We start from the raw sequence: 19,710 nt of genomic DNA on the forward strand, positions 1-19,710 counted from the left end.
GGCGATCGATTTGGACGGATGGCTTGCAAGGCGGCCGCGATCGAGCCCCTCGGCAGTTCTGGGGCTAAGCGCTGATGCCCATCCTCTGCAGCATCACTTCAAGGGTCTTGTAGGAGGCCTCGTAGCCTTCCTCGAAGCCGGGCTGCAGGGCTGCATCGCGCGCTTCCTGAGTCTTGTACTGGATGTGGATGTCGATCTCGGTCCGATCGCCGATCGCGCGGAAGCTAGCAGTTAATGTACTTTGGCCCTCGGGCCAGCCTTCGTAGTTCTCGGTATGCACGATCCTCTCGCGATCTACGATTTCGAGGAACTCGGCTGTCATGCCCATCTCGAATTCGGGATTTTTCCAGACGTAGTGCCCCTGGCCGCCCACGCGGAAGTCGATCTCGCAGGTCGGCATGGAGTGATCGGGCGGGCCGGTCATCCACTGCTTCACAAGCTCGGGCTCGGTGTAGGCGCGCCAGACGAGCTCGAGCGGAGCGTCGATCTCGCGAAAAATGTGTATGGAGGTGTCGGTGGGGGTTTTGAGGGTGAGGGCTTTCATGTCTCTCCTGTTTTGGTGTCTTATTTCATGTCCTTTAGCACCCGATCCCATCGCGCCTAGTTCTTTACGAATAATGAACGCAGGTCCTCCACCCATTGGGTGAAGAAACAGGCTAGGTTGGGTTGCAAGAGGACATTCCAGTCGAACTGCTCGGTATTGTAAGGCATTAGTTTGAGGTCGCTTTCTGGGAAGGCGACATCGCTAGGCTTTAGTTGACCGACCATGAGCCAGTTCGATCGCGTTGCTCTCAGTGTAGAGGAGCGGTCGGAAGGAAAGCGATCGCCTCTGGGTAAAGCGGTGGGGTTACTGTCATATCTGCAACCTAATCTGCAATTCCTGCACTTGCTTGATGAGATCCTGCACTTATGACGCCTCCCAGTATGGAACGGGTAAGCAGCTTCGTCTTCGCGCTCGACCGACACCACACATCCCTTTTCCCTTCAGTTAGGTGGGGTGCGTCGGGATCCTTAAAAAGCAGCCGCCCGAATCTCTTCGTCACTCATTACATTCACTTGTTCCCAATCGGTCTGGAAAAAACAGAGGCGACCGACTCACGAGCCTCGCTCGCGGTAACGCGCGTTGTAGTTTCGGAAGAGCGATCGCTCGTACCAGCTTGCCCGAATTCCACGAGGCGATCGCGCTGAGCGCCCGTCCTCGTTGCAAAGAGCTGCAGTCGAGCGTTCCCGATCCCTCGCACCCTAACCCGCTTCGACTAACTCGCTCAACCGCCGAGCCAGGATCGACTGCGGCACTTTACCCACCAGCGTATCGACTGCAACGCGATCGCCATTCAACAGCGTCAACTGCGGCACGCCATTGACCCCAAACTCGCGGATTTGGGAACTCCACTGCGGGTCGTCAATATCCAGCATCACGAAGTTCACTTGCGTGGCAAAGCGATCGCGTAACGCCATCATGTCCGGAGCGAGTGCCTGACAGGTCGTACACCAATTGGCATAAAACTCGATCAGCGTCGGCTGCGGATTTGCCATGGCGTCGGGGTAGGGAGTTGCATCGCGGGCGAGGGTTTTGAGCGCCACCAGTCCGCTTGCCAAGGACGGACTCGTCGCCGCTAGTTGCGGTTGCGCGAGCAATAGCGTCGCGATCGCAAACAACCCGATGACGGCCAGCGCGATCGCCTGCGGGTGGATTTTCTCGAAACTGCGTTTGAGCAGGTCTATGTTGATAGCCATAATCGTGTCCGAAAGTTTGGCTCGACAAGCGATAGAGCCCCAATCGGTCTCCATCGCCGAACGGTTTCTTACTGGTAGTAGTAAGCAAGTGCAATATGGAAGATCGATAAAACGGAAAAGATCGAAACCAAGAAAATGTGCGCTGACAGCCAAATCGCGCGCATCCCGCGAATCAGCGGACCTTTCGTCAGCACCTGACCGCCCGGCAACCGGAGGAAGACGCGACGAGAGGACTCCAGAACGCCCGACTCAGCAACAACGCCGACCAAGGCCGAAAGCGTGACCGCAAAAAACACCCACAGGAATATCGCATTGAAGTTCAGTCCGTTGACCCCCAGAGTGTGAACCAAGACCATCCCGACCAAGCCGACGCCCAGGAAAATGTGCAACCGGCGCCAAAACTGCAACGTACCGGGAAGCTTAACCTTCACGACCCAGCCGCGTCCGCGCTTGCGCGCCGCCAACAGAACCTCAAACAACAGGAACGCTAGGGCAATGTAACCGGTCGTCTGCTTGTAGATTTCTCCGCGCAAGAACGTGTGTAAGTCGATCGAGCGATCGCGCAAATAATCGAGGTAGATGGCACTGAAGGCAAAGGGTGTCAGGAGTGCTGCCACAACCAGCGTCAGCACAATCAACGTCCGAAACGTCGGCTGGATGCCTCGCGACGGTTTGAGCTTAGGCGACGACGATGCCCGAGCGGGCAGGTCCACGGGAGAAGCTGAGTCGGACATGAACCTTAGGGAGAGAAAGTAAAGCTGGGTAGGAGCGCGAGCGGTTCCAAATTACGGGGAAAACTGGGAAACCGCCCGCGATTTCCCAGTTCTATCGAGAGAATGCGAGGGCGATCGCGCGCGATCGCCCGATGAGGGCATTTATGCACCTGCGAGGGGGATGTTGATGATGATCCCACCCATCACTTCATCCATCTCGAACAACTTGTCGGGATAGCGCTCCAGGTGAATCGGGTGGGTATTGTGGCAAGTCACGCAGGCCTCAGCCACGGCCTTGTCAGGGTAAAGCGCCGAGAAGTACTGCTGGCCGGCAACCTCTTGGTAGCCCTTGTACGGCTCGCCCGTGGCAATCGTTTCATCCATCGCCGTCTGCTCGAAGTCACCTTTGGGAGCGTGGTTGTCGTTGATGTACCAGGGGGAAATCAGGTTGTAGGTGAAGTATCCCGACTCGTTGGCGATTTCCGAGCCAAGGCGGAACATTTGAGCGGGCAGTGGAATGCCGTCGGTTTGTTGCCACCCTTCCGTTGCTTCAACAGTCAGGACGCCGTTGTCTTTGGCTTTCCCTTCCAGCGTCTGCGCGCGGTTGACCACGTGCTTGGTGTAAGCCGTCCGATCTGCGGCCAGTACGGTGTGGATGTAATCGGCAACCAGCTCGGGGGCAATGCCGGCGCTTGCCTGGCTGGTGTCGGCACCGCCACCGCTGCAGGATACTGCCGTAACGCAGACGGCTATGACGATCGCGATGAAGGCAACGGTCCGCGTCCGCACGCGATCGAGCCAGGTTTCCAGTTCGTTTGCAAAGTTCATAAGTGAACGATCTCCTCTTGGTCTAAGTCGGGTAGGGATTGGGTAGGGATTGGGTAGGGAAACAGGACGTAGGGTTCGCAGCAGGCGAACGTTGGTGTTGACGAAGCTACTCGGAAGCATCCTTCTGGTCCCGACCCGCCCGGCGCTCCTCGAGCGCGCGGATCAAGTCGAAGGTCTGCAGCGAGAGGGTTGGCGGGCGATCGAAGTTCGCCTCCACCAACTCGTCGTCAAAAATGCTGTTGTAGCCGAATTCGACACCGTGGCAGTTGGCACATACCTCGCCCACCATGCGATCGCGCGGCAGCAGCGTGTAGGTGTTGTTGTGATTGACCAGGGTGACGGCATTATCACCTTGTCCGTGCTCGTAGCGCGGGAGGTGACAGGTGGCGCAGCTCACGGCCGTGGCGCTCGGGCGCGGCAAACTCTTGGATGCTTCAAATAGCCCGGCGTGGGCGGAGTCGCGATAGTTCTGCGAGTGCGTGTCGTTGTGACAGGTCAGGCAGGAATCGACCGACGCCACCACCGTATCGACCGAGTGCACATCGTGGCAGGTGTTGCAGGTCATCAGCAAGTCGCGCGCCTCGGCATGCATGGGAAGTCGCGCAAGGGCGGGCTTGAGCGGCGATTCACCTTCAAGCAGGCGAATGCCGTGCTTGCCCAGCAAGAACGTATCCACCGACTGCTCGTGGCAAGACCGGCAGCTTTCATAGGTCGGCTTGGCTACAAAGCTCTTGGTCTCGGCATCTTGGTGGCAGCTCGAACAATTGACCTCGCCGAGGGCATGCGCGCTGGTTTTCCAAAGCTGCGTTGCCTCTTCAACCGCTGCTGGTGCCAGGCGATCGGCAGCCGCTGGTGTCAACCAATTGCTGTACCATCCGAACGCCACGAGCAGCGCCACCAGGCAGAGTGCGAACCGGGTCGTGCGAGTCAGTATCATCACGCACCCCCTCCCCGGAACTCCTTCTGCAAGTCCGGCGCTGGAGCGACTTCCAGCGTCGGGACGATCGCGCGATCGCGCAGCTGCTGTACCGGTAGCATCGGCGGTTGGTCGATATTCTTGCGCAGGAAACCCGTCGAGATCGTGCGGTGGTCGTGAAAGTTGTGACAGCCTGCGGTCCAGCACCCATCAGGCGTAAAGCCGTTGTGGCTGATGAGGTCGCCGGTAATGATGCCCTCGTGGCAGATCGTGCATAGATCCGGCTGTAAGTGGACCCCGCGCCCGAACATATGCACGTGCTCGTTATGGCAAGTCGTGCAGGTCAGCACCTCCAGCCTTTGCAAGCTCCCGGCCCAGCGCGGGTCCAAAAACTTCTTGCGACCGTGGACATCCGTTGCCATCTCGGCTTCGTGGCAGCGAGTGCACGTTTCGTTCGTCACGGGTTTGAAACCCTCATGACATGAATTACAAGAGGTCTCGAACAAATAGTGACCGACCGAAGTTTCGCCAGGCAAGAAGATCTGCTTCGCGTCCAATGCAAATGCCGCAGAAAGCCACGTCACCAGCACCACACAAGCAAGAAAAACCGCACCCTTGAAACCAAACAGCGATCGCCATCGAAACCGTCTTTGCCGTGCAGTAGATGCCATATCGCTACTATCCGAGACCCCCTTCCTAAAGCAACAGCAGCAGGAGAATAATTGCTGTCACGCCCCCAGCAACAATCCCCGCAACAAGTCCCACATTCGTGCCCTCATCAAACTCGTCTGAAGAGTCTGATGCGTGTAATGTCTGGGTGTCCGCCGTTGCTCCTGGTACTGATTGCGTCACGCCGTTCCCAGGACGGGCAGACTCCAGCCGTACCTCGGTTTGTGAATAGTCAGCACCATCTAGCATCACCTCGGTGATGACACCATAAGCCTCCGTCCAAGCCTTCTCGGTCTCTGAGGTCCACCCCTCACCGAGATATTGCGAGAACGTTTTCAACAGAGTATTGCCGACGAGGGGATAATGCTCGGGAAGAGCACCGTACTGAACGTGGCGCGCACCCAGCCCTTTGAGGGCTTCCGATAGTGCGACCGGATATTTAAGGTGGGCAACGACGTAATCCAACGATGACAGCAACTTCTTGCTTTGAGCCTCCATATCGGTGCCGGAGAAAAGAGGCTTGGCAGCAGGATAATCTGCAAACAAGTTGTTATAGAAACTGCGGGCAAACGCTTCGGCACGCGGCTTGACCAGCGCAAAGCTGCCTTCCAGCAATCCAACTTGCAACCCACTGTCGCCCTCAGCTTCCGCTTCCGCTTCGGTGGCCGCAACTGCTGCCAACTTCACGTTGTCTGGCGAGTAATCGGCACCGTCCAGCATCACCTCAGTGATGACGCCATAAACCTCGGTCCAAGCCTTCTCAGTTGCAGGCGTCCAAGCATCGCCAAGATACTGCGCGAACGTTTTCAACAGTGTATTGCCGACAAGGGGATAGTGCTCGGGGAGTGCACCGTATCGAACGTGGCGTGCGCCCAGCCCCTTGAGGGCTTTAGTCAGGGCATCGGGGTTCTTGAGGTTATCGACAACGAACACCAGGGATGCTAAGAGCTTCTTGCTCTGAGCCTTGAGATCCGCGTTCGCAAACAGTGGCTTGGCATCGGGGTAGTCGAAAAATAGGTTTTCGTAGAAACTGCTAGCAAACTCCTCAGCACGCGGCTTGACTTTCTCAAAACTCGTTTCCAAGAGCTGCACCTGCAGCCCCGGTTCTTGGGAATTTCCAGCGTCAGGACTCATCGCCAATACGGGTCTCCAAAATAATGCGGGGGTTAAAATCCGAAACCAAATAAATCCGGAAGAAACTGTGCGAACTCTAGCCCGACCTTACACCACGAGGCGCAAGCGATCGCGCATGCAAAAACGGCCGCGAAGCATCAGTTCTAAAGTCCGACGTAAGCAGTTTAAGAGCGAGCAACTATTAAATCGTTTGCTCGCACGAGACTCTTACCGAAGCCGATCCAGATATTACCAGCACTTTGAGATAATATCGAGTATTCCGATTCGCGTATCACTGATTACAAACATTAGCTCGCTCGTCGGGAGTGATTTTGTCTAAAACGCTACGAAACCTCAGTGATGCGATTGCATGATGAAAGTTGTTCTTGCAATATATGCATGATGATGCGCCCCCCAAGCGCGAGCCCCTGCCAATGCAACCAGCTCTGAGAAATCTGTTTCGCTTTGCTGCGGAACTTCAGATGCAATGTCCGTGGTTCTGGCTTGGCATCCTCGTGCAAAAAGATGTCCGAATCAGTATCAGATACTACGGCATGACAAAGAACGATTCGACATGCGCATAGCTTTCATGCGGTTTTTTTTGCACGCTCTGTGGCATGACATGCTGATGCATTTCTTGCATTAAGGGGCGCGATTTTGCAATGTTTTTTACAAAAGATTGCGCACTGGATTTGCCATCCTAATAGTCGCATATGACTCCGATCGCACTGAAGCTCGGTTTTACTTCAAATGTGGCGAGTTAGACTGGGGCACCATTGCAGCTACTGCCGGCATTGTCGGTTCGGTCAGCTGGAGTTACCAAGTAATAACTCAGCGCAAGTACTACGCGTCTCCTCCCTACGATGATGTTTCATGACTGCTAAGTTCGTTCGTTTTCTCGGGTCCGTCCGACTAGCCGTACCTTTGCTAGTTGCGATCGCAGTTATTTCGATCGCAGCAACGTTCTATGAATCGACGGTCGGGTCGTCCGTCGTGCAGCAGGCGGTTTACAAAAGTCCCTGGTTCGGCGCGCTGATGTTCTTACTGGCGGTGAACTTGGGGGTATCTACCTTAAGTCGTTATCCTTGGCGCGGACCGCGTAAGATTGGCTTTGCCTTGACGCACTGGGGGTTGATTGCGATTATCGCTGGTTCGGCAGCTGTCATTCACCTCTGCGTTGAGGGGATGCTATTGGTTCGGACCGACAGCGAGCCGAATAACCAAGTTCGCTTGCAGGGAGAGGTGTTGGACGTCATTGACCCCGACGGCATGCAGCAACAAGCCGACATCTTCGTTCGCGCCGACGGGTCGATATATCCCCCCCAAGTTGGCGATTTATCTGTGTCCGGCTACACCGAATCGGCGATTGCCTCAGCAACCTTTGCCAACGACGGAGCAGTTCGTAATCCAGCCGTGCGGTTGCGCTTGGAGAGCGATCGCATGGGTCAAACCCTGGAGCGCTGGTTAGCCCTGGCTCCGGCTGGCTACGTCCGCGTGACCGTCGGTCCGGCACAGCTCGAGATCCGCCGAGCTGCCGATGAGGACGACCTGGAGCGGTTGTTGAGCCCGCCGTCCGATGAAGCGTGGGGCACGTTGGAGCTGAAGGTGGCAGGCGAAACAGCTGTCCTCGACGTGCGCGAACAGCTGGGGCAGACGGTCCGACTCGCGGACGCGATCGCAGTTCGGGTGGTGCGGGTGTTTCCAGACTTCCGCCTCGATGCGGACAACCATCCGACGACTGTATCCCAGGAGTTTCGCAATCCGGCCCTACAGCTTGAAGTATCTGCCCACGGTCAACGCGAACGCTGGTTTGTCTACGGGCGCGGGTTCGAGCCGACGCGCTCCGGTAACGATATCGCGCTAACCGCCAGCTATGCAGCCCCCCAAATCACTGCCTCCGACTACTTCCGCATCGCGATCGCTCCCAGCGACAAACTGTTATATGCGGCGCGTTCGTCACAAGGGTTCAAACGCGGCGAGCTGAGCCTTGGCGAATCCGTAACGCCGGGCTGGGCGGACTTTCGCATCACGGCAATCGAGCGGCGCGATCGCGCCCGGTTAGTCCGACGCACGGTCCCCGTAACGCCCGTGGCAGCAGGGACGATGTCAACAGAGGCAGCGCCAGCATTGCACGTCGTCGCTTCGGATGGCAGCAACACCTGGTTGCCGTGGGGCGAACCAGCAACGCTGTCGACGGCCGGCGGCGATTACGTCGCGGCATTCAGTCCGAAGCGATTGCAGCTGCCCTTTTGGGTGAAGCTGGACGATTTTATTGTCGAGCGCAATGAGGGCAGCGACTCGGTCGCGATGTGGACGAGCCGCGTGACCTTGCTCGACCCGCAGCGCAATGAGATCGCTCGCCGCAACGTGTGGATGAACCATCCGACCTGGTTCCGGGGCTGGAAGCTGGCCCAAGCCTCTTGGAATCCCGGCGATTTACAGCAATCGACGCTCCAGCTCAAGCGCGAGCCCTGGTGGGTAACGGCCCTGACGTGGAGCGGTTCGCTACTAGTTGTCTCCGGCATTGCCACCATGTTCTACGGTCCGGCCCTCGCCAAGCAATTGCGCCGCCGCACCCAACCCAAGGCAATCGCGCCCGGGGTTGACCCTGGTATCGAGCCCGGTGGCGATCGCGTCGAGCCCGAGGCGGCACCGATTGCTGCCGGTCGGTAAGCTCAGCTCGGATCGCTCGCACGCCAGCGATCCCTTTCAACAAACCCGACCGCAATCCATTCAACCTACCGAACGCACGAACTCTACCAAACATCATGAAAGTCCTGGCTGGCATCATCGGTTTTTGCTTGGGTTGCTTGCTGCTCCTGCTGCCGCTCGGGCAGTTTCAGCCCGACAACCTCGACTCGCTTCGTACCCTTGCCGTACAGCTCGACGGTCGCAAGAAACCGCTCGATACCGTTGCCAAGGAAACTGTTGCCCAAATCTACGGCGCGACGACCTACCGCCACGACGAGCGTGCCGAAGACTATTTCGACACGTACCTGTCGCTGTGGTTCAACACGCGCAACTGGAATACCGAACCCTTCATTTTGGTCGGATATCGCCCGCTGCGCGAGGTCGTCGGTTTGGACCGCGATCGCAAGCGCTTTGCCTTCCAAGAACTCGTCAATAACAGCGAGTTGGGAGCCCTCGTGGGGCGGGCGCGACAGAAGCGCGCCGATGACCAAGACCTCGAGCGCCTGGAGCGCGAGGCGCTCGCCGTCGAAGACCGCGTGACGCTACTCTACAACGCGGTTGGCGACACCAATCTGCCGCTCGTGCCCCATCCATCCGATCTCAAAGGCACGTGGGTCGGATTGTCGCAAGGGCAAAAGCTGTACGAGCCCGAAACGATCGCGCCGTTGCTGGCAGACTATGCGTTAATGCAGCAGACTCTGTTGAGTGGGGGTGCTCTCCACTTAAACGCGATCGCTCCCTTGGCTGCTGCGCTGAAAGATGGCTTAACCGCCCTCAGTCCCGCAATCTATCCTGCCGACGCAGTCTTGGCGCGCGAGGTCCGCTTCAATCATTTCCATCCCTTTGCTAAAGCTTGGAAGCTTTATGGTTTGGCGTTCGCGATCGCCCTCGCCAGCATTGGGGTGCTGCGCCAGCCGCTGTACTGGGGCGCGATCGGCCTCTTCATAACCGGAATTGGCATACAGACATACGGGTTCTGGGCGCGGATGCAAATTGCCGGTCGCCCGCCCGTCACCAACATGTACGAGTCGGTGGTGTGGGTTGGTTTCGGGATTGCCGCGATCGCTTTAGTCTTCGAGCTATGCTCGCGCGCTCGCTACTACTTACTGGCAGCTGCTCCTCTGGCAATCGTTTGCTTGGTCCTTGCTGACAGCTTGCCTGCCGTTTTGGACCCCACGATCTCGCCGCTCGTGCCGGTTCTGCGCGATAATTTCTGGCTCAGCATCCACGTCCCGACGATTGCTCTCAGCTACGCCAGCTTTGCCCTAGCCCTCGGGGTGGGTCATGTAGCGATCGCCAATTACGTCTTTGCGCCGCAGGCGACACTGCGCCTCAAAACGCTTACGCAGCTCAACTACCGCGTCTTGCAAGTCGGCGTGCTGCTGCTGACGGCCGGCATCATCCTGGGCGGCATCTGGGCGCACTTCTCCTGGGGACGATTCTGGGGTTGGGATCCCAAAGAAACCTGGGCGCTGATCGCGCTATTGTGCTACGTCGCGCCGCTGCACGGGCGGCTCGTTGGCTGGATTGATGACTTCGGACTCAATGTCACCAGCATCGTGTCATTCAATGCCGTGTTGATGGCCTGGTACGGCGTCAACTTCGTACTCGGTTCCGGCTTGCACAGTTACGGATTCGGGACGGGCGGTTCGGAACTCGCGATCGCCAGTGTTGTCGGTGTGGATTTGTTGTTGGTTGCGATCGCGGCAGCCCGCCATGCCGGTTGGGGAAGTTCGGCGGAAACCCTAGCAGCCGAGGGAAATAATCGTAAACCGAGCGTTGAGATATCCGGTCTGGTTGACTGACGGATATGTGGAGCGCGGACAACCGGCGCACCGTGTCAGTCAAGGCAAGCGATCTAGGCTGAAAAGAGGCAAGCGACCCGGCTGTGACAGCCGGGTCGCTAAGCGCACGAACTATAGAACGTTCGGTAGTCCTGAAGTATGATGCTCGTGCAGGGTTGGGAGCATGGCTAAGTGCGAATTCTGCACCAACGCCACCCTCACTGTGCAGGACTGCCGAACGATCAAACCGTTGCTTCCCAATCTAAGGGTGCGCCGGTAGGTGAGAGGGGCGAATAGCCAATGCGGTTAACGCCGTCCATATACCAAACCAACGCCTCACCGTTAGCGCGGTTGCGCCAGAGCACGTCATCGTTGCCGTCGTTGTTGAAGTCGCCCGCCCCAGCAATCCGCCAAGGACTCTGAATCGGACCCGGAGAAAGCTGGGCGGAACCCGTAAGCTGAGTGTCATTCAAGAACCACACGGTGTTAAGCCCATTTTCTGAGTTGCGCCAGAGGATATCGGGGCGATCGTCGTTGTTGAAATCGCCGATACCGCTAATATCCCAGGCCAAGGTTGGGCCGGTAGGTGAGAGGGGCGAATAGCCAATGCGGTTAACGCCGTCCATATACCAAACCGTCGCCTCACCGTTCGCGCGATTGCGCCAGAGTACGTCATCCTTCCCGTCGTTGTTGAAGTCAGCCACCCCGGCAATCCGCCACGGTCCCTGAATCGGACTGGGGGTAAGCTGGGCGGAACTGACGCGTTGAGTGTCGTTCATGAACCACACGCTGTTAGTCCCGTTTTCTGAGTTGCGCCAGAGAATATCGACCTCGCCGTCGCTGTTAAAGTCGCCGAGTCCCCCAATGCTCCACTCCGTGGGAACGACATAGGGATTCAGCTGACTGACGCCGATGCGATTGGTATCGTCCATGAGCCAGACGCTGTTATTCCCGTTTTCGGTGTTGCGCCAGAGAATATCAACCTTACCGTCGTCATTGAAGTCAGCTGTGAGCCCGCCACCGCCACCACCGCTGATGGGCGGTAGCGCCTCCAGGGCAGCATTGACATCGATCAGTCCGAAACCGCTGTTAAAGTCGTAGCCGGGTTGTCCCATATCGACGGCGGTCTCTTCGAGAATTTGGTAAATTTGCTGAGGGCTAAGTTTGCCGGGACCGCCCTGAGCATCGAGTAATAGAGCGGCGGCGGCGGCGGCATGGGGAGCGGCCGCTGACGTTCCGAAAAAGTTAGGGAACCCGTCGCCCTCGAAGTCGCTACCGAAAAACGTTGTGTTGGTGCCGTCAGGGGCAGTAAAGCGAGGCTGATTACGGATTTCGGGTTGGGCGAGGAGATTGCCATTGGTATCGAAGAGAATTTGCGTGCCACCTGCAGATGAAAAGGACTCGAGTACAGGTGGAGTCGTCCCAAAAGCCGGCGTGTTGCCATAAAACGCTGCACCCACGCCGGCCGCGCCAGCAGCAGTCGGGTGGCCGAATGACGTAGGGCTGTTGGTGGCGTATTCGAAATTGATCCCCTCGCCAAAGTTAATGTACTTGATGCGTCCGGGATTACTGCCGCCGACCGGAACATAGCGCCCGATCGCCAAGTTTAGAGTTTGCGTGCTGCCAGAAAAGTTGGTATAGCTCAATAGCTCGACAGCATTGTTACCGATGTTGTTATTTACACTGCCCGCAACAATGGTTGTTGCACTGCTGTTGAGTAGGAAGATGTCGAGGTCGTTGGTCGACCCAGAACCGCCAGCAGAGGCAAAGGGCGAATCCCATTGAAACGAGAGGTCGAGCGTTTTGCCAGGACCGAGTTGTAGTTGCTGGTAGATATCAATTCCGCTGCCGGGGTTGAAATCGTGAAAAATGTAGCCTGAGCTTATAGAGTCATCGAGACCGAGACGGAAATCGCTTTCATAGGAATCGCGACCGCTGTTTCCCGCCGCAGAAAAGTAAGCTACCCCCGCCGCTGCCGCGGCATCGGCGGCTTGAGCAATAATACCGTCCTGGAAGAAGGGCTCGTTCAAGTAGCCAATGTCATCCACAATAATGTCAGCTCCCGCAGCAACGAGTTCGCCAATGCCTTGAGCGAAGTCGGCAGAACCGAGAAAAGCGGTGCGGAACAGCAACGTCGCACCGGGGGCAACATCGTGAATGAGTTGCATCATGGCGCGGCCCTCATCGCTGCCGCCAAATGGCAAATCCCCGATGACGTTGATGTTGCTCGTGCGTCCGAACGGGTTGCCCGCGCCCGGCAGATCGCCGCTGGCTATATCGGCACCAGCTCCACTCAGATTGTTGTAGCTATCGGAGAGCACGCCGATCGTTATGCCGCTGCCATCGACTCCGAAGAATTGCTGGCTGCCCAGGTCGGCCTGAATCGCAGCAACCCCCTGACTGGTCGTTGCGCCAACGCTTTTAATGGGCTGAGCAGTGGGTAGCAAGTACTCCAAGCTAGACAAGTTTTCCACGTTCGCGATCGCGTCAGTCGGCAGCCAACCGGAAACCACGCGCCCGTACCTGCTGGCATCCTGCAAGCCCAGTTGCTCCAAATCGGCCTGCAAGGCTGTCCCTGAGCCCGAAGCGATCCCTTCCACAGCTACAAGTCCGTCGCGCACTATGGCGCTTGCATCGATCTCCGCTTCGTCAGTTGGTGTCTGCCCGACTTCTCCCAGAGCGCTGAGGACGTAGCTCACGCGATCGGACAGGGGATTCAACCGCTGCAACCTAATCGGGAACAATAAATCTGTTTCCAGCTCAAAGGTGTTGCCGTTTTCTACGACCTCCAAAGGTCTACCGTCGAGCAAGTCATCGTTCGTTGCCAGTCCGAAGACAACTGCACGCGAGTCCGACAAAGGTTTAACAGCAGCTCGAGGCAATAGCTCTTTAAAAGGCAGCGGCCCGACAAACACCTCGCCAATCCAAGGCTCGCTCTCGATTGTGGAGTCTGTTCCGGAGGTGTTCACAACGGCGGGACCCACAAGGCCAAAGGTTGGCGCGGAAGAAACGCGTTCGGAATCTCGGCGGAACAAGCGTGCCGTCGGAGTTGGACCGACAGCGCCTAAGACAGGCGCTATGGCAGGCAGAATTATGGAACTTGCGGTTTTCATTCCTGTACGGGATTATTAGAGGTTGGAAAAGCGTCTGGAAGCCAGTGCCATGGATATTTAGACGCCCTGGGCAAGATAGCACAAGGTCTAAAAATTTCACATAAGTTTTGTCTACACGACAAAGCAGCAGTGCGATCGCACTGCTGCTAATTTATATCCCCCAGGTAGGGATCTGTCGCGGATCTGTCTCGCGCTATCCAGTTCGCTGCAAAGCCCTAGGATCCGCTAAAAACAGCTTTGGGCTGAGATGGGGGTGGAGGCTAGCTGACTGACACATCTCCTGAAACCCCTGCAATCTCCACAGGAGCTTGCGTGGCTTGAGGCACTGTTGTCGGTCAGTCAGGGTAGGAGGTCTTCTATGTAGCAGCCGCTGCTGCATCTACAGCTTCATCGTCGAACTCGGCGCCAGCATCGTAACCGTTATCTGCTGACTCTGATGACTCTGATGACTCTGCTGCTGCCCGCTTCTCCTGCTCCTTTGCAAGGAGCTTCTGGCGGAATTTCTCGGCCATTTCTTCTGCTTTTTCAAAAACGAGATCGCGGTCCTTCAGCATGTCACCCGGTTCGGGTTCGAGTTGCTTCGTCGAAAGCGAAATCCGACCGCGTTCGGCATCGAGATCGATGATCATGACTTTCAATTCGTCGTTGATGCCGAAGACACTGTGGGGCGTATCGATGTGGTCGTGGGAAATTTCGGAGATGTGTAACAGACCGCTGACGCCGCCGATATCGATGAAGGCGCCGTAAGGCTTGATACCGCGCACGGTTCCAATCACGACCTCGCCGACTTGCAAACCGCTCATCTTGCGCTCTACCAGCGCGCGCCGGTGACTCAAGACCAAACGGTTGCGGTCTTCATCTACTTCCAAAAACTTCAGCGGCAGTTCTTGCGAAACCAATTCTTCCTTCGGCTGGCGCGTACTGATATGCGACCCCGGGATGAAGCCGCGCAAGCCTTCGATACGGACTAACGCACCACCGCGGTTGGTTGCAAACACCCCCGAACGAACGGTCGCATCCTCGGACTGCAATTGGCGTACTCGCTCCCAAGCACGCATATACTCGATGCGTCGAATCGACAGCGTCAGCTGACCGTCCTCGTTCTCGTCGGTGAGGATAAAGAACTCGCGCGTCTCGTCCGACTGCAGTACCTCATCCGGGCTCTCCACCCGGTTGATTGACATTTCCTGAATGGGAATGTAAGCCGCCGTCTTAGCACCGATATCGATCAGCGCCCCACGTGGCTCCATACTGAAAACGGTCCCGGCTACGATATCGCCGGGGTTGAAGTGATAATCGTACTTATCGAGCAGAGCCGCGAAATCTTCGTGGGTGAAGCCGATATTGGCTTGGCGATCGGTAGCTGCTTCCAAATTGACCATGTGCGCTGAAGTCCTTGGGGTTTCGCTCTCCGTTGTGGTTGTTTTCGGCAGCAAACTACACTTGCCCGTCTCTCTGCCAGCAGCAGAGGAGTCGCTGCGGTCCGGCAGCTCCTCGGTGCGTCGGTGCAATAGTTCGCGTGACTTAACGCCGCACCAGTCAGTGTGCTCCGAGTCTAGCACTCCAGCTCGGCAAGCAAATTGGACCGGGACGGACGCCGCATACCGGAATCCAATCATAGCTTAAATAATGCTGAAGTGCAGACCTAATACTGAAGTGCAGACCTTATTTACAAAATGCCGATATGACCCTGAGGCGCATTTCGTTCCCCATAACCGAACGCCTTCGCAAGCGGAGCAGCCTTTGTGAACCCCCAGACAAATTCCTGCGCCATGTTCCTTGAGGGCAGGATGCTCGACCGCTCTTGTGCCTGTGCGTCAGAAAATGGATGTTTGATACAGGCTCAATTCAGCAATTCTGTAGCCCTAATTTAATTAATTCTGGGTAAGTGACACCAACCTTTACGCCTCGTCGATGAGGGGAATTGCCTTCGACAAAGGTTCGAGGGTGTCTGATTCCAGAAACTCTAGGAACGTCTTTGCTACAATTGTCGGCTGCTTACCAGCAGGATAGATTGCATACCAGTGTCGCTGGATTGGCAGCGATTCCACGTCGAGGACGACAAGCGGACCGTCTTCTTTTTCGAGGGCAAGTGTGTGCTTAGACAATACCGACACGCCGAGCCCGCCTACGATCGCCTGCTTGATTGCCTCGTTACTGCCCAGCTCAAGGCGCACGGATATTTCCAGACCGCGCTCGGAGAATAGCTCCTCGATCGCGCGACGCGTTCCCGAACCAACCTCGCGCATAATGAATGGTTCTTGTGCCAGTCGCTCCAGCGGCACCTTCACCTGACCGGCCAGGGCATGCTCGCGCGGCGCGATCGCCACAAGCGGATTTTCCATGATTTGTAGCGTTACGACCTCGGGAGAATCCGGAGGCAGGCTGAGGATATAGATGTCGTACTGATTCTCGAGCAAGGCGTTGAGGATGTGCTCGTGATTGGTGAACTGCAGTGCAATATCGACGCCGGGATAGCGCTGACAGAACGGTCCGATGATCCGCGGCAAAAAATATTTCGTTGTACTGACTGCTGCGATCTCGAGCTGGCCTTGTTTCAGTCCTTTAAGGTCTGCGACAACGCTTTCAAACTCCGATAGCTCGGAGAAAATGCGCTGGCAGGTAGTAGCCAGATGCTTGCCGGCATCGGTTAAATAGAGGCGCTTGCCAATCTGCTCGAACAAAGGCAGGCCGACAGCTTTAGTTAGCTGCTTCATTTGCATCGAAACCGTCGGCTGTGTTAGAAACAACTCCTCCGCCGCCCGCGTGAAGCTCAGATGGCGGGCAGCTACGGCGAAGACTTTGAGTTGGTGCAGAGTTGCATTTTTCATCGGCAAGACAATCTGAGGTACCTCCTGGGAGTGCAACCGCCGCGATCGCGCCTTTATGCACTCTCGGCAAACCGGTACGCGCTCGGGCAGACGTACTTCGGCTGCTGGCATGGACATCCAGGACATTTATAGATATTAAACTATGGAGACAGTCCTCAGGATTGAACTTCTCAAATATAAAGTCAGTTTTAAACTGTATGTGAACGTTACTGTTGTCGGGACCGCCTTGACTTAAGCCCGCTCTTTACACCGCAAGGGAGCTACGCCTGAAATTGGATTGGGCTTCCAGCTTTTTAATACCTTACGAAAGCGTTTCAACAGCGTCTCTCAAGGGTTTGAGTCCTTCCCAGCACGAGACTCTGGGCTGTCGGTGGCAGTGAAAGGAGACTGCGCAGGCATTAAGAATAGGAAAACGAGTCGCGTCCTGAAGATCCCCCGACCTTTTCATGTAGCGAAGTAACAAGCCGCAACTTGGTTGAAACGTCCGCCGGCAGCGTCAAGTGGCATTGAGGCTCCGCCGATCCAATTTCCAGCACCGATCGCCCGCGGACCCAGGCGCGTTAACATGCACAGTTGTAATATGCGCTCGTGAAGGAAAGCCACCCAAACCCGAGCCGCTGCGAGTAACTGTTAAGATCGCAGCAGTAACGAATTTTAAAAACTAAACTACCGGTCCTGCCATTCTGGTGCCTGCCGTATGACTGCCGCTCTTGCTGTCGAGAAAATAAAGCTCAAGCACCCCCCCCTCCAGTTGCATTACCTCGGCGATCGCGTCCTGCGTCAGGATACCAAGCGCATTGCGAAGGTCGATAATACCTTGCGCAATCTCATCAAAGAGATGTTGCAGACAATGTATAGCGAGGACGGCATCGGTTTGGCTGCACCGCAAGTCGGAATTAACAAGCGCCTCATCGTTGCCGATTGCGATCCGGAGAATGCCACCTCGCCACCGCTAGTCTTAGTCAACCCCGAGATCCAGGGTTTTAGTCAGGAGCTCTGCGTCGGTCAAGAAGGCTGTTTGAGCATCCCTGAAGTGTTTTTGGACGTGTTGCGCCCGCGTGCAATTGAGGTGAAGTTCAAGGATGAATCCGGGCGTCCGCGCCGCATGAAGGCATCGGGTTTGCTTGCCCGCGTCATTCAGCACGAGACCGACCATTTGAACGGCGTGCTGTTTGTGGACCGCGTTCCGAACGACCTCGTACTTGCCGAGGCGCTCAGGAAGCAAGGGTTCTCAACCCGCGCTGTTGAGACCATTTAGTTAAATAGTCGAGGAAGAGAGGATGGGCATGACTCCGAAGAGCGGGGTGCTCTTGCTAGTGTCTTGTGTTGCCGCGATCGCTGGGGTTGGTTCGGTATTCGAGCTGGCTTACGGCAATCCCAAGTTCGGCGAACTTGCAACCGCGCTCATCTTGATTGGTAGCATTCCGCTGACTGGATACACATTTTGGGAAGCTGTCAAAGATACTCGTGCCAATTTCAAGTAACCAAAACGGTTGGCCTGGATTGGCACCGCTCTCATTGCTCCGTCCCCTGGACATTAGTACGCTCACTCGAACAAGCAAATGAGGTTGGGATCTTCAGACCACTCATCCAACTTGACGCGAACTCCAGGCGATGCTCCAGCAAGGAAGTGTCTTTTTTTGCTAGGAACTTACACGTGGTTGCCTCAAGCTGCCGACCCGTTTAAGTCGCGAGCGCGGCTCGAATCGGTTACCGTGAAGGCATCTAAGGCTGACGCCGCAATTGTTCTTTTGTATCAAAACAATGCAGCCACTCGATATCGTGCTGTTGGTGCTCGATACCCAGCGTGCCGATCGCCTCTCCTGCTATGGTTACGAGCGCCCTACGTCGCCGCATCTGGATGCCTTTGCGGCTGAAGCCACCCGCTTCCAGCAGGCGATCGCCCCAGCCCAATGGACTATACCGTCCCATGCTTCGATGTTCACGGGGGTCTATCCGTCTCAGCACGGTGCGGTGCAATCTTACTCGGTCCTGCCGTCAACCTTACCGACCCTCGCCGAACGCCTGCGCGAGGGCGGCTACCATACCGCGGCCTTTTGTAACAATCCGCTGGTCGGCGTTCTTGACAATGGACTGCGACGGGGGTTCACGAGTTTTCTGAACTACAGCGGTTTGCTGACTTCGCATCCCAACCAAGCCGGGATAGCGCCCAATCTCGTCGATCGATACCGACAGTTTTTTAAGGGCACGCTCGCACGCTTGCTCGGACGCATTCAGGATACCTTTGCTCGCTCCGAGGCCATGCTGGCCTTGTCTTTTACGCCGTTGATGGTGCCGCTGTGGCAGACCGCACTCAGTTTCAAAGGCAACACGGCTAAATCCCTCGCCGACGCAGCCGAGCTGCTCTGCGATCGACCCGGTCTGCCTAGCGATCGCCCGGTATTTAGCTTCATCAACCTCATGGGCACTCACATGCCCTACCATCCTCCTCATCGCTACATCGAGCAATTTGCCCCGCGCTTTCTCATAGATCGTTCGGCCCGCCGCTATCTTCACCAGTTCAACAGCGATGTCTACGGGTGGCTCGCCCCCCTAGCCGATCCTCTGTCCGACGCTCACAAAACGACGCTTGATGGCATGTACGATGCTGAAGTTGCTGCCCAAGACGAACACCTCGGGCGCTTCTTCGCACAGCTGGCTGCTGGTGGCGTGCTCGATCGCGCGCTCGTCATCATTTGCGCAGATCACGGCGAACATCTTGGCGAAAAGCAATTGCTCGGACATACGAATGCCCTATATAACGAACTCACCCACGTCCCGTTAATTGTTCGCGATCCGCGCGGAGGTTTTCCGGCTGGCGTCCGCTCGGAAACCGTATCTACCCGCCGCATTTTCCACACGGCTCTGGGGGCGGCCGGGCTGACGGCTCCCGACGAAGAATCCCTCGACCTCGCCCGCTCCACCACCGAACCCGGCGTCGTCTTTGCCGAAGGCATTCCGCCAGCAAACGTACTCAGTTTACTTCGGAAGCGCCAGCCCGACCTCGTGCGCGATCGCGCCTGCGATCTGACCTCGCTAGCTGTTTGGGATGCCAATTTCAAACTCCAGACCAAGGTGGCAACCGACTCGACCGAACCGGCCGGCATTAGCACGACCGAGCTTTATCACCTCCTTGACGATCCGCGCGAGACCCTTAATCTTCGCGACGTGCTGCCCGAAGAGGTCGATCGCCTGCAATCCCACCTAACACTCTTGGGCACGCAGTCGCATAGTGCGGGGCGCGATCTTGCCAGCAATGTCGACGACCCAGACGTTATGCGCCGACTTCGAGACTTGGGCTATCTGGAGTAAAGC

16 protein-coding genes are annotated in these 19,710 nt (G+C 56.8%); 5 read left to right on the plus strand and 11 right to left on the minus strand.

Going from position 1 to position 19,710, the window contains the following annotated elements; genetic code table 11:
- Positions 1-64: 64 nt before the first annotated feature.
- The 8 genes from KR51_RS12800 to KR51_RS12835 all read right to left on the minus strand — a co-directional run bounded on the left by KR51_RS12800 (position 65) and on the right by KR51_RS12835 (position 5,997).
- Positions 65-544 (minus strand): SRPBCC domain-containing protein, encoded by a 480-nt coding sequence (locus KR51_RS12800; protein WP_022608379.1) that lies wholly within the window; start codon positions 542-544, stop codon positions 65-67.
- Positions 545-600: 56 nt separating this feature from the next.
- Positions 601-768 (minus strand): hypothetical protein, encoded by a 168-nt coding sequence (locus KR51_RS20295; RefSeq protein ID WP_022608380.1) that lies wholly within the window; start codon positions 766-768, stop codon positions 601-603.
- Between the two features lie 474 nt (positions 769-1,242).
- Positions 1,243-1,737, minus strand: a complete 495-nt coding sequence (locus KR51_RS12810) for a thioredoxin domain-containing protein (protein WP_051358203.1) — start codon at positions 1,735-1,737, stop codon at positions 1,243-1,245.
- 68 nt (positions 1,738-1,805) lie between these two features.
- A complete protein-coding gene (locus tag KR51_RS12815) occupies positions 1,806-2,471 on the minus strand; it encodes a hypothetical protein (protein WP_022608383.1) in 666 nt (221 codons plus the stop codon).
- 141 nt (positions 2,472-2,612) lie between these two features.
- Complete coding sequence (locus tag KR51_RS12820) at positions 2,613-3,278, minus strand: Tll0287-like domain-containing protein (protein WP_022608384.1); 666 nt, start codon at positions 3,276-3,278, stop codon at positions 2,613-2,615.
- 106 nt (positions 3,279-3,384) lie between these two features.
- Positions 3,385-4,215, minus strand: coding sequence for a cytochrome c3 family protein (locus tag KR51_RS12825; protein ID WP_022608386.1), 831 nt, complete (start codon positions 4,213-4,215; stop codon positions 3,385-3,387).
- Complete coding sequence (locus tag KR51_RS12830) at positions 4,215-4,865, minus strand: cytochrome c3 family protein (RefSeq protein WP_022608388.1); 651 nt, start codon at positions 4,863-4,865, stop codon at positions 4,215-4,217. Before KR51_RS12830 ends, KR51_RS12825 begins: the two co-directional genes overlap by 1 nt.
- A gap of 25 nt (positions 4,866-4,890) precedes the next feature.
- Positions 4,891-5,997 (minus strand): globin family protein, encoded by a 1,107-nt coding sequence (locus KR51_RS12835; RefSeq protein WP_022608390.1) that lies wholly within the window; start codon positions 5,995-5,997, stop codon positions 4,891-4,893.
- Between the two features lie 852 nt (positions 5,998-6,849).
- Between KR51_RS12835 and KR51_RS12850 the strand changes: the two genes are divergently transcribed.
- Together KR51_RS12850 and KR51_RS12855 are read left to right on the plus strand one after the other, a co-directional pair.
- Positions 6,850-8,649: a cytochrome c biogenesis protein ResB gene (locus KR51_RS12850; RefSeq protein WP_022608392.1), complete on the plus strand. Its 1,800-nt coding sequence runs from the start codon at positions 6,850-6,852 to the stop codon at positions 8,647-8,649.
- A 95-nt stretch (positions 8,650-8,744) separates the two neighbouring features.
- The gene (locus KR51_RS12855; protein WP_022608393.1) at positions 8,745-10,472 is read left to right on the plus strand and encodes a cytochrome c biogenesis protein; all 1,728 of its coding nucleotides are present in this window, start codon (positions 8,745-8,747) and stop codon (positions 10,470-10,472) included.
- A 221-nt stretch (positions 10,473-10,693) separates the two neighbouring features.
- Here KR51_RS12855 and KR51_RS17635 read toward each other — a convergent pair whose 3' ends face one another.
- The 3 genes from KR51_RS17635 to KR51_RS12870 form a co-directional block, all read right to left on the minus strand.
- Complete coding sequence (locus tag KR51_RS17635; protein WP_198016781.1) at positions 10,694-13,420, minus strand: FG-GAP-like repeat-containing protein; 2,727 nt, start codon at positions 13,418-13,420, stop codon at positions 10,694-10,696.
- Between the two features lie 500 nt (positions 13,421-13,920).
- Entirely contained in the window at positions 13,921-14,946 is a 1,026-nt protein-coding gene (locus KR51_RS12865; RefSeq protein ID WP_022608397.1) for a 30S ribosomal protein S1, read from the minus strand.
- Positions 14,947-15,465: 519 nt separating this feature from the next.
- Positions 15,466-16,395, minus strand: a complete 930-nt coding sequence (locus tag KR51_RS12870; RefSeq protein ID WP_022608399.1) for a LysR family transcriptional regulator — start codon at positions 16,393-16,395, stop codon at positions 15,466-15,468.
- A 697-nt stretch (positions 16,396-17,092) separates the two neighbouring features.
- Here KR51_RS12870 and def point away from each other — a divergent pair.
- From def to KR51_RS12885, 3 genes are all read left to right on the plus strand, one after another.
- Positions 17,093-17,653, plus strand: a complete 561-nt coding sequence (gene def / locus KR51_RS12875) for a peptide deformylase (RefSeq protein WP_022608401.1) — start codon at positions 17,093-17,095, stop codon at positions 17,651-17,653.
- A gap of 28 nt (positions 17,654-17,681) precedes the next feature.
- Positions 17,682-17,879, plus strand: a complete 198-nt coding sequence (locus KR51_RS12880) for a hypothetical protein (RefSeq protein WP_040656225.1) — start codon at positions 17,682-17,684, stop codon at positions 17,877-17,879.
- A 280-nt stretch (positions 17,880-18,159) separates the two neighbouring features.
- Entirely contained in the window at positions 18,160-19,707 is a 1,548-nt protein-coding gene (locus tag KR51_RS12885; RefSeq protein ID WP_022608405.1) for a sulfatase, read from the plus strand.
- Positions 19,708-19,710 lie beyond the last annotated feature (3 nt).

Origin of the sequence: Rubidibacter lacunae KORDI 51-2 (assembly GCF_000473895.1) — a bacterium.
Classification (GTDB): Bacteria; Cyanobacteriota; Cyanobacteriia; order Cyanobacteriales; family Rubidibacteraceae; genus Rubidibacter; species Rubidibacter lacunae.